General features: G+C 69.0%; 19 protein-coding genes, 3 rRNA genes and 1 pseudogene. 6 read left to right on the forward strand and 17 right to left on the reverse strand.

Annotated features, from left to right (window positions below; all coding sequences use genetic code 11):
• Nucleotides 1-35: 35 nt before the first annotated feature.
• From recN to ACZ79I_RS07975, 4 genes are all read right to left on the reverse strand, one after another.
• Nucleotides 36-1,754, reverse strand: coding sequence for a DNA repair protein RecN (recN, locus tag ACZ79I_RS07960; protein ID WP_471504814.1), 1,719 nt, complete (start codon nucleotides 1,752-1,754; stop codon nucleotides 36-38).
• Between the two features lie 179 nt (nucleotides 1,755-1,933).
• The gene (locus ACZ79I_RS07965; protein WP_471495498.1) at nucleotides 1,934-2,839 is read right to left on the reverse strand and encodes an NAD kinase; all 906 of its coding nucleotides are present in this window, start codon (nucleotides 2,837-2,839) and stop codon (nucleotides 1,934-1,936) included.
• Nucleotides 2,836-3,651, reverse strand: a complete 816-nt coding sequence (locus ACZ79I_RS07970; RefSeq protein ID WP_471495500.1) for a TlyA family RNA methyltransferase — start codon at nucleotides 3,649-3,651, stop codon at nucleotides 2,836-2,838. Before ACZ79I_RS07970 ends, ACZ79I_RS07965 begins: the two co-directional genes overlap by 4 nt.
• A 54-nt stretch (nucleotides 3,652-3,705) precedes the next feature.
• On the reverse strand, nucleotides 3,706-4,023 hold the full coding sequence (locus tag ACZ79I_RS07975; RefSeq protein WP_471495502.1) for a hypothetical protein: 318 nt from the start codon (nucleotides 4,021-4,023) through the stop codon (nucleotides 3,706-3,708).
• Between the two features lie 42 nt (nucleotides 4,024-4,065).
• Here ACZ79I_RS07975 and ACZ79I_RS07980 point away from each other — a divergent pair, with 42 nt between their 5' ends.
• A complete protein-coding gene (locus tag ACZ79I_RS07980) occupies nucleotides 4,066-4,413 on the forward strand; it encodes a sterol-binding protein (protein ID WP_471495504.1) in 348 nt (115 codons plus the stop codon).
• Nucleotides 4,414-4,446: 33 nt separating this feature from the next.
• Here ACZ79I_RS07980 and ACZ79I_RS07985 read toward each other — a convergent pair whose 3' ends face one another.
• From ACZ79I_RS07985 to ACZ79I_RS08000, 4 genes are read right to left on the reverse strand one after another with little or no spacing between them, the layout of a single operon-like run.
• Nucleotides 4,447-5,343, reverse strand: coding sequence for an ABC transporter ATP-binding protein (locus ACZ79I_RS07985; RefSeq protein ID WP_471495506.1), 897 nt, complete (start codon nucleotides 5,341-5,343; stop codon nucleotides 4,447-4,449).
• Nucleotides 5,340-6,416 (reverse strand): FecCD family ABC transporter permease, encoded by a 1,077-nt coding sequence (locus ACZ79I_RS07990; protein ID WP_471495508.1) that lies wholly within the window; start codon nucleotides 6,414-6,416, stop codon nucleotides 5,340-5,342. The genes ACZ79I_RS07985 and ACZ79I_RS07990 overlap by 4 nt, the downstream gene beginning before the upstream one ends.
• The gene (locus ACZ79I_RS07995) at nucleotides 6,413-7,456 is read right to left on the reverse strand and encodes a FecCD family ABC transporter permease (RefSeq protein ID WP_471495510.1); all 1,044 of its coding nucleotides are present in this window, start codon (nucleotides 7,454-7,456) and stop codon (nucleotides 6,413-6,415) included. Before ACZ79I_RS07995 ends, ACZ79I_RS07990 begins: the two co-directional genes overlap by 4 nt.
• Nucleotides 7,457-7,511: 55 nt before the next feature.
• Nucleotides 7,512-8,540 (reverse strand): HAD hydrolase-like protein, encoded by a 1,029-nt coding sequence (locus ACZ79I_RS08000; protein WP_471495512.1) that lies wholly within the window; start codon nucleotides 8,538-8,540, stop codon nucleotides 7,512-7,514.
• 71 nt (nucleotides 8,541-8,611) lie between these two features.
• Here ACZ79I_RS08000 and ACZ79I_RS08005 point away from each other — a divergent pair, with 71 nt between their 5' ends.
• Nucleotides 8,612-9,910 (forward strand): DUF1015 domain-containing protein, encoded by a 1,299-nt coding sequence (locus ACZ79I_RS08005; RefSeq protein ID WP_471495513.1) that lies wholly within the window; start codon nucleotides 8,612-8,614, stop codon nucleotides 9,908-9,910.
• A gap of 19 nt (nucleotides 9,911-9,929) precedes the next feature.
• Here the strand turns inward: ACZ79I_RS08005 and ACZ79I_RS08010 are convergent, their stop codons facing one another.
• The 6 genes from ACZ79I_RS08010 to ACZ79I_RS08035 form a co-directional block, all read right to left on the reverse strand.
• The gene (locus ACZ79I_RS08010; protein WP_471504817.1) at nucleotides 9,930-10,673 is read right to left on the reverse strand and encodes a tetratricopeptide repeat protein; all 744 of its coding nucleotides are present in this window, start codon (nucleotides 10,671-10,673) and stop codon (nucleotides 9,930-9,932) included.
• Complete coding sequence (locus ACZ79I_RS08015) at nucleotides 10,556-11,782, reverse strand: hypothetical protein (RefSeq protein ID WP_471505519.1); 1,227 nt, start codon at nucleotides 11,780-11,782, stop codon at nucleotides 10,556-10,558. Before ACZ79I_RS08015 ends, ACZ79I_RS08010 begins: the two co-directional genes overlap by 118 nt.
• 30 nt (nucleotides 11,783-11,812) lie before the next feature.
• A 5S ribosomal RNA gene (gene rrf, locus ACZ79I_RS08020) occupies nucleotides 11,813-11,929 on the reverse strand.
• A gap of 105 nt (nucleotides 11,930-12,034) precedes the next feature.
• Nucleotides 12,035-15,157 (reverse strand): 23S ribosomal RNA (locus ACZ79I_RS08025).
• Nucleotides 15,158-15,470: 313 nt separating this feature from the next.
• A 16S ribosomal RNA gene (locus tag ACZ79I_RS08030) occupies nucleotides 15,471-16,995 on the reverse strand.
• The 16S, 23S and 5S rRNA genes sit together here, the layout of an rRNA operon.
• A gap of 550 nt (nucleotides 16,996-17,545) precedes the next feature.
• Nucleotides 17,546-18,187 carry a DNA-3-methyladenine glycosylase gene (locus tag ACZ79I_RS08035; RefSeq protein WP_471495515.1) on the reverse strand — a complete coding sequence of 214 codons (642 nt, stop codon included), beginning with the start codon at nucleotides 18,185-18,187 and terminating at the stop codon, nucleotides 17,546-17,548.
• A gap of 206 nt (nucleotides 18,188-18,393) precedes the next feature.
• Here ACZ79I_RS08035 and ACZ79I_RS08040 point away from each other — a divergent pair, with 206 nt between their 5' ends.
• The 3 genes from ACZ79I_RS08040 to ACZ79I_RS08050 all read left to right on the forward strand — a co-directional run bounded on the left by ACZ79I_RS08040 (nucleotide 18,394) and on the right by ACZ79I_RS08050 (nucleotide 20,443).
• Nucleotides 18,394-19,179: a sporulation protein gene (locus tag ACZ79I_RS08040; RefSeq protein WP_471495517.1), complete on the forward strand. Its 786-nt coding sequence runs from the start codon at nucleotides 18,394-18,396 to the stop codon at nucleotides 19,177-19,179.
• Between the two features lie 50 nt (nucleotides 19,180-19,229).
• Nucleotides 19,230-19,769, forward strand: coding sequence for a YbhB/YbcL family Raf kinase inhibitor-like protein (locus tag ACZ79I_RS08045; RefSeq protein WP_471495519.1), 540 nt, complete (start codon nucleotides 19,230-19,232; stop codon nucleotides 19,767-19,769).
• A gap of 167 nt (nucleotides 19,770-19,936) precedes the next feature.
• Nucleotides 19,937-20,443, forward strand: a complete 507-nt coding sequence (locus ACZ79I_RS08050; protein ID WP_471495521.1) for an HNH endonuclease — start codon at nucleotides 19,937-19,939, stop codon at nucleotides 20,441-20,443.
• A gap of 127 nt (nucleotides 20,444-20,570) precedes the next feature.
• Here ACZ79I_RS08050 and ACZ79I_RS08055 read toward each other — a convergent pair whose 3' ends face one another.
• The 3 genes and pseudogenes from ACZ79I_RS08055 to ACZ79I_RS08065 all read right to left on the reverse strand — a co-directional run.
• On the reverse strand, nucleotides 20,571-21,542 hold the full coding sequence (locus ACZ79I_RS08055; protein WP_471495523.1) for an SPFH domain-containing protein: 972 nt from the start codon (nucleotides 21,540-21,542) through the stop codon (nucleotides 20,571-20,573).
• A 132-nt stretch (nucleotides 21,543-21,674) separates the two neighbouring features.
• Nucleotides 21,675-22,103 carry an NfeD family protein gene (locus tag ACZ79I_RS08060; RefSeq protein ID WP_471495525.1) on the reverse strand — a complete coding sequence of 143 codons (429 nt, stop codon included), beginning with the start codon at nucleotides 22,101-22,103 and terminating at the stop codon, nucleotides 21,675-21,677.
• 363 nt (nucleotides 22,104-22,466) lie between these two features.
• Nucleotides 22,467-23,186: pseudogene (locus tag ACZ79I_RS08065) on the reverse strand (ABC transporter ATP-binding protein); the annotation flags it as partial.
• On the opposite strand from ACZ79I_RS08065, the gene ACZ79I_RS08070 reads away from it, so the two are divergent.
• Nucleotides 23,150-23,932: a hypothetical protein gene (locus ACZ79I_RS08070; RefSeq protein WP_471495527.1), complete on the forward strand. Its 783-nt coding sequence runs from the start codon at nucleotides 23,150-23,152 to the stop codon at nucleotides 23,930-23,932. The pseudogene ACZ79I_RS08065 and the gene ACZ79I_RS08070 sit on opposite strands and share 37 nt — an antisense overlap.
• The last annotated feature ends 20 nt before the right edge of the window (nucleotides 23,933-23,952 follow it).

Here is a 23,952-nt window from a genome sequence, read left to right on the forward strand (position 1 = left end):
CCCGTCACCCTACGGCAGCCCCGGCGCCGCCCGTCCTACAGGTCCGCCCTGGCCGTCGCCAGCAGTTCCTCCGCGTGGGCCCGGGCCGTCTGGGAGTCCTCCTGGCCCGCGAGCATCCGGGACAGTTCACGGATCCGGTCCTCGCCCTGAAGTACCTTCACCCCCGAGCGCGTCACCGATCCGTCGTTCGTCTTCTCCACCAGCAGCTGCCGGTCGGCGAACGCCGCCACCTGGGGCAGATGGGTGACGACCACCACCTGCGCGGTCTTCGCGAGCCGGGCGAGGCGGCGGCCGATCTCCACGGCCGCCTTCCCGCCGACGCCCGCGTCGACCTCGTCGAAGAGGTAGGTCGGCACGGGATCCGTGCCCGCGAACACGACCTCCACCGCGAGCATCACGCGCGACAGCTCACCGCCGGACGCGCCCTTGGCGACGGGCCGGGGCGGCGCGCCGGGGTGGGGTGCGAGGAGCAGTTCGACCTCGTCGACGCCCGAGGGTCCGTACGCGACCGTACGCCCGCCGATCTCGACGCCGTCGGGATCGTCCGTCTGCCGGATCGCGAACGACACGCGCGCGTGCGGCATGGCGAGGGAGGCCAGCTCGGCGGTGACGGCGGCGGCGAAGCGCTCGGCGGCCTCCGTCCTCGCGTCCGTCAGCTCCCGGGCGAGAGCGCCCAGTTCGCCGCGCAGCGCGTCCCGCTCGGCGGTCAGCTCCTCGATCCGCTCGTCGTCGCCGTCGAGTTCGGTCAGCCGCGCGGCGCTGTGCTCGGCCCAGGCCAGCACGGCGGCCACGTCCTCGCCGTACTTGCGCGTCAGCGCGTTCAGGGCGGCCCGCCGCTCCTCGACGGCGGCCAGCCGCAGCGGATCGGCGTCCAGGTCGTCGGCGTACCCGGCCAGTTCCCCGGCCACATCGCCCAGCAGGATCCCGATCTCCCCGATCCGGTCGGCGAGTGAGGCCAGCGCGGGGTCGTGCGAGCGCACCGCCTCCAGGGCCCGGTGCGCGCCGGCGACCAGCGTGGCCGCGTCGACGCCCTCGGGATCCTCCGGATTGCCCGCCAGCGCCGCGTGCGCGGCCGTCGCCGCCGACGCGAGCGCCTCCGCGTGCCCGAGCCGCTCGGCCTCCTCGGCCAGTTCCACGTCCTCGCCGGGCCGCGGTTCCACGCCGGCGATCTCGTCGAGTCCGAAGCGCAGCATGTCGGCTTCCTGCGCCCGTTCACGCGCCCGAGTGCCGATCTCCTCCAGCTCGGCGGCGACCGTCCGCAGCCGGCGGTACGCCTCCCCGTACTTGGCGAGCGGCACCGCGACGGCGTCGCCGGCGTACCGGTCGAGCGCCTGCCGCTGCCGGGACAGTTTGAGCAGGCCCTGCTGGTCGGTCTGCCCGTGCACGGCGACCAGTTCGTCGGCCAGTTCCGCGAGCACGCCGACGGGCACGGAACGCCCGCCCAGGTGCGCCCGCGAGCGCCCCTCGGCGGAAACGGTGCGGCTGACGAGCAGCGCACCGTCGTCGAGTTCCGCCCCGGCCTCCTCGGCGCGGACGGCGGCGGGGGCGCCCTCGGGCATGGCGATCCGCCCCTCCACGACCGCGTTCTTCGCACCGATCCGTACGAGCGCCGGGTCCGCGCGACCGCCGAGCAGCAGGCCGAGACTGGTGACGACCATGGTCTTGCCCGCGCCCGTCTCACCGGTCACGGCGGTGAAGCCGGGCGACAGTTCGACGACCGCGTCGTCGATGACTCCGAGCGACCGTATCCGCATCTCCTCCAACACGGACACGACCTTACGAGGTCGGGGCGCGGATGTGCGACGGCCCCCGGTGCGCCGGTGCGAAGCGGCAGGTGACAGAAAGGCGCCGAGGGCCCAAATCACCCCCGGGAGGTACGCCGCGCGCGGCGCCGGCACCCCCGGCTGGGGGGCGGCGCCGGCTCCTGCGGCGGTCAGTGCGGGCGCCCGCGCCATCCCGACACCGGCAGCGCGAACTTGGCCACCAGCCGGTCCGTGAACGAGGCGTGGTGCAGCCTCGCCAGCCGCACCGGCACCGCGCCCCGCCGCACCTCGACCCGTGCCCCCTGCGGCAGCTCCACCATGCGCCGGCCGTCGCACCACAGCACCCCGTGCGAGGTGTCCGGCTGCACCTCCACGGCGAGCACGGAGTCCGGCGAGGTCACCAGCGGCTTGGCGAACAGCGCGTGCGCGCTGATCGGCACCATGAGCAGCGCCTCCACCTCCGGCCACACCACGGGCCCGCCCGCGGAGAAGGCGTACGCGGTCGAGCCGGTGGGGGTGGCGCACACGATGCCGTCGCAGCCGAACCCGGTCACCGGCCGCCCGTCGATCTCCAGGACGACCTCCAGGAGCTTCTCGGCGGAGACCTTCTGCACGGCCGCCTCGTTCAGCGCCCAGTCGGTGTGCACGATGTCGCCGTTCTTGTGCACGACGACGTCGACCGTCATGCGCTCCTCGACCTCGTACGCCTTCATCACCACCCGGTCCACGACCCGGTCGAGGTCGTCACGCTCGGCCTCGGCGAGGAAGCCGACGCTTCCGAGGTTGACACCGAGCATCGGGACCCCGGAGGCGCGGGCGAACTCGGCACCGCGCAGCAGGGTGCCGTCGCCGCCGAGCACGATCAGCAGCTCGCAGCCGTCCAGGCACTGCGGCGTGGCCTCCTTGACGAGTTCCACGGTGTCCGGCAGCGGCAGGTCGGCCGCCTCGGCCTCCAGGACGCGCACATCGATCCCGCAGTGCTGCAGCCCCTTGACCACCAGCTCTGCGCTGCGGACGGCCGCGGGCCGCCCGGTGTGGGCGAGCAGGAAAACAGTACGAGCTCGGTTCTGTGTCAACGCGGCCCCTCCGCCACTGCACGGTCAACGTCGGCCGGGTCCAGTGCGGGTGCTCCGGCTCGCAGCCACAGAAAGTACTCGACGTTGCCCGAGGGTCCGGGCAGCGGACTCGCGGTCACGCCCTTCACCCCGAGCCCCAGTTCCGCGGCCCGCTCCGCGACCCCGCACACCGCCTCGGCACGCAGCTGCGGGCTGCGGACGACGCCGCCGCTGCCCAGCCGCTCCTTCCCCACCTCGAACTGCGGCTTGACCATCACCACGAGATCGGAGTCCGGTTTCGTGCACCGCACCAGGGCGGGCAGCACCAGTCCGAGCGGGATGAAGGACAGATCCCCCACGACAAGATCCACAGGCTCCCCATCGATCGCTTCGAGCGTCAACTCGCGTACGTTCGTACGGTCCTTGACGGTGACGCGTTCATCGTTGCGGAGAGACCACGCGAGCTGTCCGTAGCCGACGTCCACGGCGACGACGTGCGCGGCGCCCGCCCTCAGCAGGACGTCGGTGAAGCCCCCGGTGGACGCGCCGGCGTCGAGGGCCCGCCGCCCCTCGACCGCCAGGCCGCGCGGCATGAAGGCCTTCAGGGCGCCGGCGAGCTTGTGGCCGCCGCGTGAGACGTAGTCGGGGGCGTTGTCGTCGCGGGCGACCACGATCGCGGCCGCGGTCTCGACCTGCGTGGCGGGCTTGGTCGCGACGGTCCTGCCGACGGTGACCCGGCCCGCGGCGATCAGCTGGCCGGCGTGCTCCCGCGAGCGTGCCAGCTTCCGGCGGACCAGTTCGGCGTCGAGACGGCGGCGTGCCACTCCTGCCACGTTCGGTTCAGCTCCTGCGGTCGTACGGTGATCGAAAGGTGCGGCCCAAGCGTCTCACCGCGAGGTGGGGGCCGGGTGAGGGGGAGGAGCCGGAGGCCCCGGGCGGGCGTCGAGGGCGGTCAGCGCGTCGCGCAGCCCCCGGTGCACATCCTCGTACACCTCCACATGCCCGTCGGTGGCGAGGTGGTCGGCGTCGGCCAGCCGCTCCAGCCAGGCGTCGACGTCCGCGTTGCCGGTGGGCGTCCGGGGCACGTTCAGGGGCGCGGGCGCGGCGGGGTCGTGCTCCGGCTCGTACGCGGAGCCGGCCGGAGCGTCCGGCTCCGCCACCACTGCTTCCGCCGGGATCCCGGCCCCGGGCACAGAGTCGTTCATGCCCCGACGCTACCGCGAAGAGCTGGGGTACCGTCGCTGGCGATGGCGACGATCGAGGAGTGCCGCAGGGCACTCGACAAGCTCTCGGACAACCTGGCGGGCGCCGACGGGGACGTCCGCGCGGCCGCGGCGCTGGACCGCTCGCTCAGCTGCCGCATCACCGACCTGGACATCACCTTCGTCGGCCGCCTCAGGGACGGCCGGATTGAGGTGCTGAACACCATCCAGGGGCCGCCGCGCGAGAAGGCACAGATCAGGCTGGCGATGGCCGGCGACGATCTGCTGGCGATGGTCGACGGCCACCTGCACTTCGCGAAGGCGTGGGGCGTGGGCCGGGTGCGCCTGGAGGCGGGCCTGCTGGACCTGTTCCGCCTGCGGAAGCTGCTGTAGCCGCATCAGACGCGCCCCCGGGCACCGCCCCGCTCAGGGCTTCTTCCGGGGCACCGTGCGTGAGCGTGCGCTGCGCGCGGCCGGCACCACCAGCGGTGAGCCGGTCTGGGGGTCGTCGATGACCTGGCAGCGCAATCCGAAGACCTCCTCGACCAGCTCGGCGGTGACGATGTCGCCCGGGGCGCCCTCGGCGACGACCGCTCCGCCGCGCAGCGCGATGAGGTGGGTGGCGTACCGGGCGGCGTGGTTGAGGTCGTGCAGAACCGCGACCAGGGTGCGCCCCTCCTCCTCGTGCAGTTCGGCGCACAGGTCCAGCACGTCGATCTGGTGCTGGATGTCGAGGTAGGTGGTCGGCTCGTCCAGCAGCAGCAGCGGGGTCTGCTGGGCGAGCGCCATGGCGATCCACACGCGCTGCCGCTGCCCGCCGGAGAGCTCGTCGACGGGGCGGCCGGCCAGGTCGGCGACACCGGTGCGCGCCATCGACTGCCGCACGGCCCGCTCGTCGTCCTCCGACCACTGGCGCAGGATCCCCTGGTGCGGATAGCGGCCCCGGCTGACGAGGTCGCCGACGGTGATCCCGTCGGGCGCGATCGAGGACTGCGGCAGCAGGCCGAGGGTCCGCGCGACCCGCTTCGCCGGCATCGACTGGATGACCCGCCCGTCGAGCAGCACCCGTCCCACGGCCGGCTTGAGCATGCGGGACAGCGCGCGCAGAAGGGTGGACTTGCCGCAGGCGTTCGGGCCGACGATCACGGTGAAGGAGCGGTCGGGGATCCGCACGGACAGTTCCTCGGCGATCACGCGCCGGTCGTAGGCGAGGGTGACGTGGTCGGCGGAGAGGCGGTGCACGGGGCTCCCTGTGTCGTCGGTGTCCGTATCGTCGGTGTTCAGGTCGCCGGTGTCCGGGCCCGGTTCGCCGGCGGCGCTCATATGCGGCCCGCCCGGCGTTCGGTGACCAGCAGCCACAGCAGGTAGACGCCGCCGAGGGACCCGGTGACCACCCCGACGGGCAGCTGGTCGGCGCCGAAGACCCGCTGAGCGGTCCAGTCCGCGACGATCAGCAGGGCGGCGCCCATGGCCGTGGAGGGCCCGAGGTTCGGTCCGGGCACGGGGCCGCCTCCGGCGCTCCCGAGGCGGCGGGGCAGGGCGAGCCGGCGGGCGAGCTGGGGGGCGGTGAGCGCCACGAAACCGACCGGGCCCGCGGCGGCGGTGGCACCGGCGGTGAGAAGCACCGCGCACACCATCAGCCGCAGCCGTACGCGCTCGACCCGCACCCCGAGGGCGTACGCCGTGTCGTCGCCCGTCTCCATCGTCCGCAGGGCACGCGCATGGCCGAGGACGACCGGCACGAGCACGGCGCACAGCGCGAGCAGCGGCCATACCTGCTCCCAGCCGCGACCCGCCAGGGAACCGGTCGTCCACAGGACGGCGCGGGCCGCGTCGACGAGGTCCGCCTGCGTGAGCAGGTAGCCGTTGACCGCCGTGACGGCCGCGGAGACGCCGATACCGGCCAGGACCAGCCGGTACCCGTGCACGCCCCGCCTCCAGGCCGCGAGGTACAGGACGGTCCCGGTCGCCAGGCCACCGGCGAGCGCTCCGGCCGCGACCTGCGCGGCGCTCCCGGAGAACAGCACGATCACCACGAGCGCGCCCGCCGTCGAGCCCTGTCCGAGGCCGAGGACGTCCGGGCTGCCCAGCGGGTTGCGGGTCAGGGACTGGAACAGCGCGCCGCCGAGCCCGAGCGAGGCCCCGGCCAGCAGCCCGACGAGGACGCGCGGCAGCCGCAGCTCGGTGACGACGAACCGCTGGCCCCGGCTGCCGTGACCGGCCAGCGCCCTGACGACGTCCCCGGCCGGGACCGGGAAGTCCCCGGTGCCGATCAGCAGAATGCCCGCGGTGAGCGCGGCGGCCAGGAGCAGCGCTACCACCGCGAAGGCGCGCAGGTCGATCCGGACGGACAGGCCGCCCCGGATGCGCAGGACGGGAGTGCGGGGGGTCTTCACAGCTGCGCCGCCCTCCGCCGTCGTACGAGGAGCACGAAGACCGGGCCGCCGATGACCGCGGTCACGATGCCGACCTGAAGCTCGGCGGGCCGGGCGACGACGCGCCCGACGACGTCGGCGCCCAGCAGCAGCACGGGCGACAGGACGGCCGCGTACGGCAGGATCCAGCGCAGGTCGGGGCCGGTGAAGGACCGTACGGCGTGCGGGACCATCAGCCCGACGAACCCGATCGGCCCGCAGGCGGCGGTGGCCGCCCCGCACAGGACGGTGGCGGCGGCCATGGACAGGGCCCTGGTGCGTCCCAGGCGGGCGCCCAGGGCGCGGGCGGTGTCGTCGCCCATCGCCACCGCGTTCAGAGGACGGGCGAGGGCCAGCGCGAGGACCGTGCCGGCCAGGAGGAACGGCAGGACCTGGACGATGGTCGCGTCGGTGGCCGAGGCCAGCGAGCCCACCGTCCAGAAGCGCATCGTGGCGAGTGCCGCGTCATCCGTGATCATCACGGCCTGGAGGTAGCCGTAGAGCGCGGCGCTGATCGCGGTGCCGGCGAGCGCGAGGCGCACCGGTGTGGCGCCGCGGCCGCCGCCGAGGAACCACACCAGTGCCCCTACCGCGGCGGCGCCCAGGAAGGCGAACCAGACGTAGCCGCTGAGGCTGGTGACGCCGAAGGAGGTGAGGGCGGTGACGACCGCGGCCGACGCGCCCGCGTTGATGCCGAGCAGGCCCGGGTCGGCCAGCGGATTGCGGGTGACTGCCTGGAGGACGGCGCCGGACAGGCCGAGCGCGGCTCCGGCGAGCAGCCCGAGGACCGTGCGTGAGAGCCGGTCGCCGACGACGAGGTCGGCGTACGTCCCCGAGTCGTGGACCAGGCCGTGCCAGACCTGGGCCGGCGAGAGCTCCTTGGCACCGGTCGCGATGCTCGCCAGCGCGACGAGCGTCAGGACCACCACCGAGGCCAGGAGCGCGAGGGGCCGTGTGGCCCGGCGGAGAAAAGGCGCGGCGCCGGTCGCCGCGCCGGTTTCGGTGGGAGCGTCAACCAACACGAACTTAGGTTAGCCTACCCTTGCTAGAGGGTCGACGCCCGTGGTCCGTACCGGCTCACAGCCCCAGCCGCGCCAGCGCCTTGCCCCCGTCCAGGCCACAGGAGCCCTCGCCCGCCGCCGTCCAGGCAGCCGCGCACAGCGCCCGCAGTCCGTCCAGGGCCTCGCCCTCGCCCTCCAGCTCCAGCCGCTCCGCGCCCGCGGTCGCCGTCCAGCCTCCGCACCGGAAACCGCCGCCGGCCACGCCCACCTCCGGCTGCCCGGCCAGCAGCCCGCGCAGGTCCGCGGCGACGTACGTCGGCCGGTGGTGCGGCGCGGCGGCGAGCAGCCGGGCGCCGTCCGTCACCCCCGTGAGGACCAGCAGCGAGTCGACGTCGCCGTTGAACGCGCCCTCGATGTCCGTGTCCAGCCGGTCCCCGACCACCAGCGGCCGCTCGGCACCGGTCCGCAGGATCGTCTCCCGGTGCATCGGCGGCAGCGGCTTGCCCGCCACCTGCGGCTCGGCGCCGGTCGCGAGCCGCACCACCTCCACGGCCGCGCCGTTGCCCGGCACGATCCCCCGCGCGCTCGGGATCGTCACATCGGTGTTGGACGCGAACCACGGCACCCCGCGCGCGATGGCGTAGGACGCCTCCGCGAACCGCCCCCAGGGAAGCTCGGGCCCTCCGTAGCCCTGCGCGACGGCCACCGGGTCGTCGTCGGCCGACTCGACGGGTTCGAGCCCCCGTTCCCGCAGCGCGGCGCGCAGCCCCTCACCGCCGATGACCAGCACGCGCCCGCCGGCCGGCACCTGCTCGCTGATGAGCCGGGCGACCGCCTGCGCCGATGTGACCACGTCCGAGGCATCGGCCGGTATCCCCAGCTCGGTCAGGTGCGCGGCGACCGCCTCGGGGGTCCGCAGGGCGTTGTTCGTGACGTACGCCAGATGCATCCCGCCCGCGCGGGCGCTGCCGAGCGACTCCACGGCGTGCTCGATCGCGTTCCCTCCCGCGTACACCACCCCGTCCAGGTCGAGCAGGGCCGTGTCGTACGTCTCGCTCAGGGGCCGCACGCTGGCGTCGGGCCGCGTCCTGACGGTCTGGCTCATCACACATCGCTCCTCGTTCGCTCGCTTTCCCCGATCATCGCGCATGGCAGCGGCGCACTTACCATGCATCAATGAAGACTGCAGGTCCCAGGGACGTACCGACGCGCATGGGCCTTGACCTGACCCCTTTCCGGGGCCTGCGCTACAACCCCGACCGCGTCCGCAGCCTCGCCGCGGTCACCTCCCCGCCGTACGACGTCGTCGTACGGCCCGACGGGCTGCACCACCTGGAGTCGGCCGACCCGCACAACATCGTCCGCCTGATCCTCCCCCAGGCGCCCACCCCGGAAGCACGCAACGAACAGGCGGCGCGCACCCTGCGCCGCTGGCTCGCCGAGGGCGTCCTGACCGCCGACTCCGAACCCGGCTTCTACGTCTACGAGCAGCGCGGCGAAGGACTGCTGCAACGCGGCGTCATAGGCGCCCTGCGTGTGTCCGAGCCGTCGGCCGGCGTCGTGCTCCCCCACGAGGACGTCATGCCGCACATCGTCGCCGACCGCGCCGCCCTGATGCGCGCGACCCGCGCCAACCTCGAACCCCTGCTGCTCACCTACCGCGGCGACGGGCCCGAGGCCGGCGCGACGGCCGTCATCGAGCGCACCGCCGAGCGCCCCCCGCTGGTGTGCACGACGACGGAGGACGGATTCGGCCACCGCCTCTGGGCGGTCACGGACCCTGCCGAGATCACCGAGATCCAGTCGGATCTGACCGGCCACCAGGCACTGATCGCCGACGGCCACCACCGCTGGGCGACATATCTGCGGCTGCGCGCGGAGCACACCTCCCCCAGCCCCTGGGACTACGGCCTGGTCCTCCTGGTGGACACCGCCCGCTACCCCCTGCGGGTCCGCGCCATCCACCGCCTCCTGCACCGCCTGCCGGTGGCCGACGCACTGTCCGCCCTCAGGGGTGTGTTCCGGGTGCGTGAGCTGCGCGTCCCGCTCGCCGGCGCACTGGACGCGCTGGCCGGCGCGGCCCGCGCCGGCAACGCCTTCCTGCTCGCCGGCGACGGCGCCTTCCACCTCGTCGACCGGCCGTCCCCGGACCTGCTGGCCCGTACGGTTCCGGCGGACCGCCCGGACGCCTGGCGCACGCTGGACGCGACGGTCCTGCACTCCGCACTCCTGGAGGAGGTCTGGCGCATCCCGGACTCGCCCGAGCACATCGCGTACATCCACGACACCGCCGCCACGGTCGAGAAGGCGGAACGCGACGGCGGCACGGCCGTTCTGCTGCACCCGGTCCGCGAGGACGTCGTACGCGAGCTGGCCCGGCAGGGCGTCACCATGCCGCGGAAGTCGACGTCCTTCGGCCCGAAGCCGGCGTCGGGGCTGGTGCTGCGGGCCCTGGCGCCCCCCGAGACGCTCTGAGCACGGAGAAGCCCGGAGGTCAGTCCTCCTCGTCCCCGGGGCATCCTTCGGGGCTGTCCTGGCCCCCCGTGTTCTCGTCGAGCGCGTCGACGAACTCCACACCGTCCAGTTCGGCGAGCCGGTCGGAGGCGTCCGTACTGCCGTCCTTGTCGGACTCGACGGCCTTGGCGAACCACTCGCGCGCCTCGTTCTCCCGCCCCGCGGCGAGCAGCGCGTCGGCGTACGCGTACCGCAGCCGGGCGGTCCACGGCTGGATGGAACTGGAGGCGAGCTCCGGGCTCTGCAGCGTCACGATGGCGGCGTCGAGCTGCCCCATGTCCCGCCGCGCGCCGGCCGCGACGAGCCGCATCTCGACCTGCCCGGCCTTGTCGAGCTTCTGCACCTCGGGCGCACCGGCCATGTCCAGCGCCTTCTCAGGCCGGCCCAGACCGCGCTCGCAGTCGGCCATGACGGGCCACAGATCGACGTTCCCGGTCATACGCCGGGCGGCCCGGAACTCCGCGAGGGCCTCCGAGTACTTCTGGGTGGCGTAGGCGGCGAAGCCGGCCGCCTCACGTACCGCGGCGACACGGGAGGCGAGACGCAACGCCACCTTGGAGTACCCGTACGCACTCTCGGGCTCCTCGTCGATGAGCCGGGCGACCATCACCAGGTTCTTGGCGACGTCGTCGGCGAGCGTCTTGGGCAGGCTCTGCAGCTCCTGCCGCACATCCTTGTCGATCTCCTCGCCCGTGACGTCCTCCGGGATCGGAAGCCGCTTGATCGGCTCACGGTCGCGCTCTCGCTCCTCACGGATCCGGCCGCCACCACGCCGGTCGTCGCGGCCACGGAAACCACCGGGACGGCCGCCGCGCTCATCGCGACGGGGGCCGCGCGCACCCCGCTCCTCGCGTCCGCGGAAGCCGCCGCGGTCACCGCGGCCCTCGTCACGTCCACGGAAGCCACGGTCGTCGCGGCGGAAGCCACGGTCCCGGTCGTCATCACGGCGCCCGTACCCACCGCGATCGTCACGACGGTCGTCACGACGGAAGGCAGGACGGTCGTCACGGCGATCGTCACGACGGAAGCCACCGCGGTCATCGCTGCGGCGGTCGTCACGACGGCCGTAACCGCCTCGCTGGTCGTCGCGGCGGAAGCCACGGTCCCGGTCGTCATCACGGCGCACGTGCCCACCGCGGTCGTCACGCCGGTCGTCACGGCGGTCGTCGCGACGGTCGTCACGGCGGTCGTCGCGGCGGAAGCCACGGTCCCGGTCATCGTCACGGCGCGCGTACCCACCGCGATCGTCACGACGGTCGTCACGACGGAAGGCAGGACGGTCGCCATCGCGGCGGTCGTCGCGACGGTCGTCACGGCGGTCGTCACGGCGGAAGCCACGGTCCCGGTCGTCATCACGGCGCGCGTACCCACCGCGATCGTCACGACGGTCGTCACGACGGAAGGCAGGACGGTCGCCATCGCGGCGGAACCCGCGGTCGCGATCCTCACGGCGGGGCCCGGACGGCCGGTCGTCGCGTCGGAAGGCGGGACGTCCACCGCGGTCACGGTCGTCACGCCGGTCGTCACGCCGGTCGTCACGCCGGTCGTCACGCCGGTCGTCGCGTCGGAAGCCACGGTCCCGGTCGTCATCACGGCGCGCGTACCCACCGCGATCGTCACGACGGAAGCCACCACGGTCGTCACCGCGGCGCGGGCCCCCACGATAGCCCCCGCGGTCACCGCCGTCCCGCCGGCGCTGGTCGCGCTCGGGACGCTCGTCGGGAGAGTTGGTGGACATCGGTGGCTCCTGTCTTCGGTACCGCAAGTCATTCTCGCGCACCCGGGTACCCTGGTGCGCTCCGGAAAAAAGAAAAGGACCCTCGATCCCAGCAAGTCGCTGGGACCAAGGGTCCTCCAAAGATTGTTCGGCGGCGTCCTACTCTCCCACAGGGTCCCCCCTGCAGTACCATCGGCGCTGTAAGGCTTAGCTTCCGGGTTCGGAATGTAACCGGGCGTTTCCCTCACGCTATGACCACCGAAACCCTAATGGGTTCGAGCGAACAAGCACACTCTTCAATTGTCTGTTCAGCTCAAAGCCGGCAACGGTTCGTTGCCTCAGAACCAACACAGTGGACGCGAGCACCTGAGGACAAGCCCTCGGCCTATTAGTACCGGTCACCTCCACCTGTTACCAGGCTTCCAGATCCGGCCTATCAACCCAGTCGTCTACTGGGAGCCTTACCCCATCAAGTGGGTGGGAGTCCTCATCTCGAAGCAGGCTTCCCGCTTAGATGCTTTCAGCGGTTATCCCTCCCGAACGTAGCCAACCAGCCATGCCCTTGGCAGAACAACTGGCACACCAGAGGTTCGTCCGTCCCGGTCCTCTCGTACTAGGGACAGCCCTTCTCAAGACTCCTACGCGCACAGCGGATAGGGACCGAACTGTCTCACGACGTTCTAAACCCAGCTCGCGTACCGCTTTAATGGGCGAACAGCCCAACCCTTGGGACCGACTCCAGCCCCAGGATGCGACGAGCCGACATCGAGGTGCCAAACCATCCCGTCGATATGGACTCTTGGGGAAGATCAGCCTGTTATCCCCGGGGTACCTTTTATCCGTTGAGCGACGGCGCTTCCACAAGCCACCGCCGGATCACTAGTCCCGACTTTCGTCCCTGCTCGACCCGTCGGTCTCACAGTCAAGCTCCCTTGTGCACTTACACTCAACACCTGATTGCCAACCAGGCTGAGGGAACCTTTGGGCGCCTCCGTTACCCTTTAGGAGGCAACCGCCCCAGTTAAACTACCCATCAGACACTGTCCCCGATCCGGATCACGGACCCGGGTTAGACATCCAGCACGACCAGACTGGTATTTCAACGACGACTCCACCCCAACTGGCGTTGGAACTTCACAGTCTCCCAGCTATCCTACACAAGCCGAACCGAACACCAATATCAAACTGTAGTAAAGGTCCCGGGGTCTTTCCGTCCTGCTGCGCGAAACGAGCATCTTTACTCGTAGTGCAATTTCACCGGGCCTATGGTTGAGACAGTCGAGAAGTCGTTACGCCATTCGTGCAGGTCGGAACTTACCCGACAAGGAATTTCGCTACCTTAGGATGGTTATAGTTACCACCGCCGTTTACTGGCGCTTAAGTTCTCAGCTTCGCCCACCCGAAAGTGAGCTAACCGGTCCCCTTAACGTTCCAGCACCGGGCAGGCGTCAGTCCGTATACATCGCCTTACGGCTTCGCACGGACCTGTGTTTTTAGTAAACAGTCGCTTCTCGCTGGTCTCTGCGGCCACCCCCAGCTCACGGAGTAAATCCGATCACCAGGCATGGCCCCCCTTCTCCCGAAGTTACGGGGGCATTTTGCCGAATTCCTTAACCATAGTTCACCCGAACGCCTCGGTATTCTCTACCTGACCACCTGAGTCGGTTTAGGGTACGGGCCGCCATGAAACTCGCTAGAGGCTTTTCTCGACAGCATAGGATCATCCACTTCACCACAATCGGCTCGGCATCAGGTCTCAGCCACACACAAGGCGGATTTACCTACCTTGCGGCCTACACCCTTACCCCGGGACAACCACCGCCCGGGATGGACTACCTTCCTGCGTCACCCCATCACTCACCTACTAACCGCTTGGTCCGGCGGCTCCACCACTCCGAGATTGTCCGAAGACGCACCCGGCGGCTTCACGGCCTTAGCATCACGATGCTCGATGTTTGACGCTCCACAGCGGGTACCGGAATATCAACCGGTTATCCATCGACTACGCCTGTCGGCCTCGCCTTAGGTCCCGACTTACCCTGGGCAGATCAGCTTGACCCAGGAACCCTTAGTCAATCGGCGCACACGTTTCCCACGTGTGAATCGCTACTCATGCCTGCATTCTCACTCGTCAACCGTCCACGACTACCTTCCAGTGCCGCTTCACCCGGCAGACGACGCTCCCCTACCCATCACAACAGGCGTTAACCCTCATGCTGCAATGACACGACTTCGGCGGTACGCTTGAGCCCCGCTACATTGTCGGCGCGGAATCACTAGACCAGTGAGCTATTACGCACTCTTTCAAGGGTGGCTGCTTCTAAGCCAACCTCCTGGTTGTCTGTGCGACTCCACATCCTTTCCCACTTAGCGTACGCTTAGGGGCCTTAGTCGATGCTCTGGGCTGTTTCCCTCTCGACCATGGAGCTTATCCCCCACAGTCTCACTGCCGCGCTCTCACTTACCGGCATTCGGAGTTTGGCTAAGGTCAGTAACCCGGTAGGGCCCATCGCCTATCCAGTGCTCTACCTCCGGCAAGAAACACACGACGCTGCACCTAAATGCATTTCGGGGAGAACCAGCTATCACGGAGTTTGATTGGCCTTTCACCCCTAACCACAGGTCATCCCCCAGGTTTTCAACCCTGGTGGGTTCGGTCCTCCACGAAGTCTTACCTCCGCTTCAACCTGCCCATGGCTAGATCACTCCGCTTCGGGTCTTGAGCGTGCTACTAAAAACGCCCTCTTCGGACTCGCTTTCGCTACGGCTACCCCACCCGGGTTAACCTCGCAACACACCGCAAACTCGCAGGCTCATTCTTCAAAAGGCACGCAGTCACGAGACACCAGCAAGCTGATGCCCGACGCTCCCACGGCTTGTAGGCACACGGTTTCAGGTACTATTTCACTCCCCTCCCGGGGTACTTTTCACCATTCCCTCACGGTACTATCCGCTATCGGTCACCAGGGAATATTTAGGCTTAGCGGGTGGTCCCGCCAGATTCACACGGGATTTCTCGGGCCCCGTGCTACTTGGGTATCTTCCAAACGAGCCGCTGACGTTTCGACTACGGGGGTCTTACCCTCTACGCCGGACCTTTCGCATGTCCTTCGCCTACATCAACGGTTTCTGACTCGTCCCACGGCCGGCAGACCGCAGAAGAAAGAACCCACAACCCCGCATGCGCAACCCCTGCCGGGTCTCACACACATACGGTTTGGCCTCATCCGGTTTCGCTCGCCACTACTCCCGGAATCACGGTTGTTTTCTCTTCCTGAGGGTACTGAGATGTTTCACTTCCCCTCGTTCCCTCCACACTGCCTATGTGTTCAGCAGTGGGTGACAGCCCATGACGACTGCCGGGTTTCCCCATTCGGAAACCCCCGGATCAAAGCCTGGTTGACGACTCCCCGGGGACTATCGCGGCCTCCCACGTCCTTCATCGGTTCCTGGTGCCAAGGCATCCACCGTGCGCCCTTAAAAACTTGGCCACAGATGCTCGCGTCCACTGTGCAGTTCTCAAACAACGACCAACCACCCACCACCCCGAACCAACAGGCTCGAGTTCACTGGGGCCGGCACCAAAGGAACAGGCTCACACCCGCACCCTCAGACACCCAACAGCGTGCCCGGCCAGACCCTGCCCGAAGATCATGCGTTCCACGCTCTGACGAGCAGTACTAGCAGCCCCCGACCCGAGGTCCTGACCGAGTAGTCAACGTTCCACCCATGAGCAACCAGCATCGGACACTCGCCGATGTACTGGCCTCTGGACCGCCGAAGCAGCCTAGAAGTGCTCCTTAGAAAGGAGGTGATCCAGCCGCACCTTCCGGTACGGCTACCTTGTTACGACTTCGTCCCAATCGCCAGTCCCACCTTCGACAGCTCCCTCCCACAAGGGGTTGGGCCACCGGCTTCGGGTGTTACCGACTTTCGTGACGTGACGGGCGGTGTGTACAAGGCCCGGGAACGTATTCACCGCAGCACTGCTGATCTGCGATTACTAGCGACTCCGACTTCATGGGGTCGAGTTGCAGACCCCAATCCGAACTGAGACCGGCTTTTTGAGATTCGCTCCACCTTGCGGTATCGCAGCTCATTGTACCGGCCATTGTAGCACGTGTGCAGCCCAAGACATAAGGGGCATGATGACTTGACGTCGTCCCCACCTTCCTCCGAGTTGACCCCGGCGGTCTCCCGTGAGTCCCCAGCACCACAAGGGCCTGCTGGCAACACGGGACAAGGGTTGCGCTCGTTGCGGGACTTAACCCAACATCTCACGACACGAGCTGACGACAGCCATGCACCACCTGTACACCGACCACAAGGGGGCACCCATCTCTGGATGTTTCCGGTGTATGTCAAGCCTTGGTAAGGTTCTTCGCGTTGCGTCGAATTAAGCCACATGCTCCGCCGCTTGTGCGGGCCCCCGTCAATTCCTTTGAGTTTTAGCCTTGCGGCCGTACTCCCCAGGCGGGGCACTTAATGCGTTAGCTGCGGCACGGACCACGTGGAATGTGGCCCACACCTAGTGCCCACCGTTTACGGCGTGGACTACCAGGGTATCTAATCCTGTTCGCTCCCCACGCTTTCGCTCCTCAGCGTCAGTATCGGCCCAGAGATCCGCCTTCGCCACCGGTGTTCCTCCTGATATCTGCGCATTTCACCGCTACACCAGGAATTCCGATCTCCCCTACCGAACTCTAGCCTGCCCGTATCGACTGCAGACCCGGGGTTAAGCCCCGGGCTTTCACAACCGACGCGACAAGCCGCCTACGAGCTCTTTACGCCCAATAATTCCGGACAACGCTTGCGCCCTACGTATTACCGCGGCTGCTGGCACGTAGTTAGCCGGCGCTTCTTCTGCAGGTACCGTCACTTGCGCTTCTTCCCTGCTGAAAGAGGTTTACAACCCGAAGGCCGTCATCCCTCACGCGGCGTCGCTGCATCAGGCTTGCGCCCATTGTGCAATATTCCCCACTGCTGCCTCCCGTAGGAGTCTGGGCCGTGTCTCAGTCCCAGTGTGGCCGGTCGCCCTCTCAGGCCGGCTACCCGTCGTCGCCTTGGTGAGCCGTTACCTCACCAACAAGCTGATAGGCCGCGGGCTCATCCTGCACCGCCGGAGCTTTCCACCCAAGGAGATGCCTCCCCGGGTCGTATCCGGTATTAGACCCCGTTTCCAGGGCTTGTCCCAGAGTGCAGGGCAGATTGCCCACGTGTTACTCACCCGTTCGCCACTAATCCACCCCGAAGGGCTTCATCGTTCGACTTGCATGTGTTAAGCACGCCGCCAGCGTTCGTCCTGAGCCAGGATCAAACTCTCCGTGAATGCTTACCCGGCCGGTAAATGAATACCACCGGTCGACACCACGAGAGCGGAACCACCAGAGGAATAACCCAGTGGTTCACAGCATCCTCGCTGTGTTGTTTCAAAGGAACCTCGACCATCGGAACACAAAGCTCCGACAGACGGGGCATCAACATATCTGGCGTTGACTTTTGGCACGCTGTTGAGTTCTCAAGGAACGGACGCTTCCTTCGTACTCACCACGAGAACCACTCTCACGGCTTTCCTCAGGGCGCTTCCCTTCGGTGTTTCCGACTCTATCAGATCCTTTCGGAGCTGATTCCCGGTCGGCGGGTTTTGTCCAGACCCCTCGGCTTTCCGCCGCGTGATCTTTCGACATTCACTACGGTAGCCGATTCCCGTCGCAACTCATAATCGAGTTCGCCGAGTTCGAATTCGGGCATGCAGGCATACCGATTTCGCCCTCTGCGAGGGATGACGTAGGTAGTGGGTTGGCCGCTTCCGGCTGCCGGCTGGACGCCGTACCCGGTTCAAGCGGCTCGGGCTACATTACGCATCCTCCGCAGGCGCGTCAACTTCGGCGGCGCCGGGGTGCATGGGCCCGGTAAGGGCTCACCGTGGGGTCGTTGGCAACCCAGAAGCGCCACGGGTGGACGCCGCCGTCGCCCGAGACACCGGTGCGCGGACCGCTGCGTACCTGGTGGGAGGGCACCGATGCCCCGGACAGGATGCGCAAGGGGGTCTCGCCGGCGGCACAGGCGTCCGTGCCGTCGAGGGCGCGGTCCACGCCCAGGGCCGTCGCCAGACGGGCGGGACCTTTGGCCAGTTCCTTGTCGTTCCGGGCCGAGAGCCGACGTTTCCGGGCGAGGGCGGCTCCCTCGGTGATCTCGCCGGCGCGGAGCAGCACCGCGCTCGCCCTGCCCTCCGGGCCGCACACCAGGTTCATGCAGTACCACATGCCGTAGGTGAAGTAGACGTACACATGGCCGGGCGGACCGAACATCACGCCGTTGCGGTTCGTGCGGCCGCGATACGCGTGGGAGCCGGGATCGTTCGGGCCGTCGTACGCCTCGACCTCCGTGAGGCGCAGTTCGATCGGACCGTCCGAGGTGGTGCGGATCAGGACGCGCCCCAGGAGGTCGGGGGCGACCTCCAGTACAGGCCGGTCGAAGAAGTCCCTGGGGAGGGGCGTACGGTCGGGGGTCGCGATCATGTCGTACGAGCGTAGTCCAGACGGGTGCGCGCCAAGGGGTGGTCAAGGGTCCTCCCCCTTGGAAGGGTGAGGCGCGGAACCGGCCCCGGGCCGGATCGCGTATCAAGGGATCAAGCAAGGGATCGAGGATCCACGTACGAGCCATGTGAGAGAACGCGCGCACGTGGTGGACGACGGAACAGGCGTTTGCCTGGGAGGGAAGATTCATGGGGTTCAAGCGGCTGCTCGCGAGCCTGGGAGCCGGCGGGGCTTCGGTCGAGACGGTGCTGACCGAGGTCAACGTGGTGCCGGGCGGCGTCGTCCAGGGTGAGGTGCGGATCCAGGGCGGGTCCGTGAACCAGGCGATCGAGGGCCTGAACGTCGGCCTCCAGGCCAAGGTCGAGGTCGAGGGGCACGACGACACCGAGTACAAGCAGGACATCGAGTTCACGAAGGTGCGGCTCGGTGGTGCCTTCGAGCTCCAGGCGGGGGCGGTGCATGCCGTGCCGTTCGGGTTCGAGGTCCCGTGGGAGACGCCGATCACCATGATCGACGGGCAGGCGCTGCGCGGGATGCACATCGGGGTGACCACGGAGCTGGAGATCGCACGGGCCGTCGACTCCGGCGATCTGGATCCGGTCAACGTGCATCCGCTGCCGGCCCAGAAGGCGATCCTGGACGCGTTCATCCAGCTGGGCTTCCGCTTCAAGAGCGCGGACATGGAGCGCGGCCACATCCGGGGGACGCGGCAGAAGCTGCCGTTCTACCAGGAGATCGAGTTCTTCCCGCCGTCGCAGTACCGCGGCCTGAACCAGGTCGAGCTGAGCTTCGTCGCGGATGAGCACGCCATGGACGTGGTGCTGGAGATGGACAAGAAGCCGGGTCTGTTCAGCGAGGGAAGCGACTCCTACCGTTGCTTCCAGGTCGGTCTGCACGACTTCCAGGGCACGGACTGGGCCGCGTACCTCCACCAGTGGCTGTCGGAGGTCGGCAGCAGGCGCAGCTGGTTCTAGGCTCTGCAACGACTGGAATCGGTTGATCCACTGACTTTGGAGGTGCCGAGGTGACCGAGCTCAAGAGGCGGCCGCTGCCACACGACTTCCACCCGTCCGTGCCGGCGTTCACGGTGACGAGCGAGGACGTCGAGCCGGGGGCCAGGCTCAAGGACGCTCAGGTCCATTCGGCCGGGAACACCTCGCCGCAACTGCGCTGGGAGGGCTTCCCGCCGGAGACCAAGAGCTTCGCGGTGACCTGCTACGACCCCGACGCCCCGACCGGGAGCGGGTTCTGGCACTGGGTGCTGTTCGACATCCCGGCCTCCGTCACCGAGCTGCCGGCGGGTGCGGGCAGCGGGAAGTTCGAGGGGCTGCCCGCGGGCGCGGTCCACGCGCGCAACGACTACGGGACGAAGGACTTCGGTGGTGCCGCGCCGCCGCCCGGGGACGGGCCGCACCGTTATGTGTTCACGGTGTACGCCGTCGACCAGGAGGGGCTCGGCCCGGACTCGGACGCCTCCCCCGCGGTGGTCGGCTTCAACCTGCGGTTCCACACGCTGGCGCGCGCCCAGCTCATCGGGGAGTACGAGAACCCGGCCACGAGCTGAACGCACGCGGAAGAAGACTGGCGTTCGCTGAACGTTTGCCCGCCTCTGGTCTTGGAATTGATCAGAGGCGGGCATCTTTTTTATTGCGTTGTCCATCTCGGCGTGCCCGTACAGAGTTGATCCCAGCCCGCCGGGGGGTGGGCAGGTGCACACGGGAGGTGGGCTGGATGCGTGACACGCTTGTTCTGAACGCGAGCTTCGAGCCGCTGTCGACGGTGACTCTGAACCGAGCCGTCGTTCTGGTGCTGCAGGACAAGGCCGTCGTCGAGCAGGCCCACCCCGAACTCCGTATGCGGGGCGCCGATGTGGACATACCCGCGCCCCGGGTGATCAGGCTCTGCAGGTACGTACGGGTGCCGTTCCGAAGACAAGCTCCGTGGTCGAGGCGGGGTGTCCTGGTGCGGGACCGGCACAGGTGCGCGTACTGCGGGCGGCGGGCGACGACCGTGGACCATGTGGTGCCGCGGTCGCAGGGTGGTGCCGACAGCTGGCTGAACACGGTGGCCTCGTGCGCGGAGGACAACCACCGCAAGGCGAACCGTACGCCGGAGCAGGCGGGGATGCCGCTGCTGCGGCAGCCGTTCGAGCCGACGCCCGCGGACGCGATGCTGCTGGCGCTCGGGCAGGACGACTTCGAGGCGCTGCCTCAGTGGCTGGCGCAGTCGGCCGCCTGAGCGCTCCGCGGGAAGGCCGGTGCGTCACGGGCGCCGATGGGGGTGCCCCCTGCTTGGGTCCTGAGCACAAAGCCGGGGCCCGCCTCCGTCGGGAGGCGGGCCCCGGCTTTGTGCGGGCGCCGTGGTGTCAGTCGATCGACGGCTTCTCGCGGCGGTCGGCCCCCGTGCCCGTTCCGCCGTTGCCCGAGGCGCCGGAGGGCCCGCCGGTGGCCGGACCTCCCGTCATCGGGCCGAAGTTGCCGATGGCGCCGGAGAGGCCCTTGAGGGCGTCGCCGATCTCGCTGGGGACGATCCAGAGCTTGTTGGCGTCGCCCTCGGCGATCTTCGGGAGCATCTGGAGGTACTGGTACGACAGCAGTTTCTGGTCGGGATCGCCGGCGTGGATGGACTCGAAGACCGTGCGGATCGCCTGGGCCTCGCCCTCGGCGCGCAGGGCGGCGGCTTTCGCCTCACCCTCGGCGCGCAGGATCTGGGACTGCTTCTCGCCCTCGGCCGTGAGGATGGCCGCCTGGCGGGTACCTTCGGCGGTGAGGATCGCGGCGCGCTTGTCACGGTCGGCACGCATCTGCTTCTCCATCGAGTCCTGGATGGAGGTGGGCGGCTCGATCGCCTTGAGCTCGACCCGGTTGACGCGGATGCCCCACTTTCCGGTGGCCTCGTCAAGGACACCGCGCAGGGCCGCGTTGATCTCCTCGCGGGAGGTCAGGGTGCGCTCCAGGTCCATGCCGCCGATGATGTTGCGGAGTGTGGTCACGGTGAGCTGTTCGATGGCCTGGATGTAGCTGGCGACCTCGTAGGTGGCTGCCCGGGCGTCGGTCACCTGGTAGTAGATGACGGTGTCGATGTTGACGACCAGGTTGTCCTGGGTGATCACCGGCTGCGGTGGGAACGGCACGACCTGCTCGCGCAGGTCGATGCGGTTGCGGATGGAATCTATGAACGGGACCACGATGTTGAGGCCCGCGTTCAGGGTGCGTGTGTAGCGGCCGAAGCGCTCGACGATGGCCGCGCTCGCCTGTGGAATGACCTGGATCGTCTTGATCAGGGCGATGAAGACCAACACCACCAGAATGATCAGGACGATGATGATCGGTTCCATCGTGTTGTCCCCGTACCCTTCTCCGCCTCGGCGCCTGTGGAAGATCTTATGGTTGTTGAAGATCTTGCTCGTCGAGTGTGGCAGACCGTCGTCTGCCCCGTGGGCTGTTCGCTTCAGTTGCGTCCTGCGAGGTCACATGACGATCGCCGTGGCTCCCTCGATGTCCACGACGTCGACCTCCTCGCCCACTTCATAGGTGCGACCGGTGTCGAGAGAGCGCGCCGACCACACTTCCCCGGCGAGTTTGACCCGGCCGCCCGAGCCGTCGACGCGCTCAAGGACGACGGCCTGTCTGCCTTTCAACGCGTCTATGCCTGTGGCCAGTTGGGGTCGCTGGGAGCGGTGCCGGGCCGCGATGGGCCGGACCACGGCGATGAGTGCGACCGAGACGACCGCGAAGACCACGACCTGGAGGACGGCGCCGCCGCCGAGGGCGTCGACCGCGGCGGCCGCGACGGCGCCGACCGCGAGCATGCCCAGTTCCGGCATGGCGGTGATCACGAGCCCGATGCCGAGTCCCGCCGCGCCGATCAGCCACCACAGCCACGCGTCGATGTTCACATGGTCATGGTAGGACCGCGGGTCCGGTCCCGGACAGGGCGCCGATGGGGTCGAACGGCCCTTCTTACCCGGTTTGTTGACGGGACGCCGGGGGCGTCAGGACAGGGGCAGGCCGTGCGCCGTCCAGCGGTCGCCGACCTGTTCGACGACGAGCGGGAGGCCGAAGCAGTGGGAGAGGTTGCGTGAGGTCAGTTCCAGCTCCAGCGGGCCGGCGGCGAGCACCTGTCCCTGGCGGAGCATGAGGACATGGGTGAAGCCGGGGGCGATCTCCTCGACGTGGTGCGTGACCATGATCATGGAGGGCGCGATCGGGTCGCGGGCGAGGCGGCCGAGGCGGCGGACGAGGTCCTCGCGGCCGCCGAGGTCCAGGCCGGCGGCGGGCTCGTCGAGCAGCAGCAGCTCGGGGTCGGTCATCAGGGCGCGGGCGATCAGGGTGCGCTTGCGCTCGCCCTCGGAGAGGGTGCCGAACTTGCGGTCCAGGTAGTCGCTCATGCCGAGACGGTCGAGGAAGGCACGGGCGCGCTGCTCGTCGACCTCCTCGTACTCCTCCTGCCAGCCCGCGGTCATGCCGTACGCGGCGGTCAGCACGGTCTGCAGGACGGTCTGGCGCTTGGGGAGCTTCTCGGCCAGGGCGATGCCGGCGATGCCGATGCGGGGGCGCAGCTCGAAGACGTCGGTGCCGGGCCTGCCGAGGGTCTCGCCGAGGATGGTGGCGGTGCCCTTGCTGGGGAAGAGGTAGCTGGAGGCGACGTTCAGGAGGGTCGTCTTGCCGGCGCCGTTGGGGCCGAGGATGACCCAGCGCTCGCCCTCCTTCACCGACCAGGAGACCTGGTCCACCAGAGCGCGGCCCTCGCGGACCACGGATACGTCCTCCAGCTCCAGAACATCGCTCATGAGCGTGTTGTCTCCCCTTGCAGTGTGGCCAGTGTCGGCTCTCGCGTACGCCCGTGGGCGCGGTCCGCCACGCCGGTGGGCGCAGCCCCTCATGAAATCTACGCCACCGATCGCGAGGTCCATTCCATCGGTCGGGTCCTTAGGGTGGTGCCATGCTCTCGGAACCACGCTCAGGACGGCTGGCCGCATGGGGAAATGCCCTTTTGGCCGGACTTGTTTCACCGGACGACGCCGCCGCCGCCATCGTCGGGGAGGATGCGGTGCACCGGGTCGAGGGGCTGCCGGGCGAGTCGGCGCCGGTCGGCCTGACCCTGGCGCTGGGGCGGCTGCGGACGCTGGGGGTGAGCGGACTGCGGGTCGCGCTGCCCGCGCCCGGGCATCCGCTGGGGTTGAGCGGGCCGCCGGAGTTCAATGCGCGCGCATTGGACGCCGAGGAGGCCGTGGTGTGTTTCGGAGCCGCGTTCGGGCTGGTGCCGGAGGTGCGCGAGGCGGGCCCGGAGGGAGATGTGCACGTCGAGGTGGTCTGGCGCTGTCTGCCGGTACGGGAGGCGCCGCCCGCCGATGTGCCGTCGCTCGGGGAGGCCGAGCGGGAGCTGGCGGAGGCGCTGCGCGAGGCGACGGAGGTGCTGTCGCGGCTGGACGTGGCGGGGTCGGGCCCGGTGGCGGAGGCGGCGGTCGACGCGTACCGGGCGCGGGCGGCGCGGGGGCGGGAGGTCCTGGCGCCGGGGTATCCGCCGCGGGCGGTCCGGGTGCTGGAGCTCGCCAGGCGGGTGGGCCTGCTGATCTCGGTGGCGTACGAGAACGGGCACGGGGGCGCGGTGAGCGCTTCCGAGATGGCGGCGCGGGCCGAGGCGCTGCGGCCGGTGGAGCGGACGGCCCGGCGGGCGCAGGTCGCGGCGTACAACTCCGTGGTGGAGCAGCGGGAGATCCGGTGAGCCGGAGGCGTGCCGTCGGA

This window comes from Streptomyces sp. PSU-S4-23, assembly GCF_055632315.1.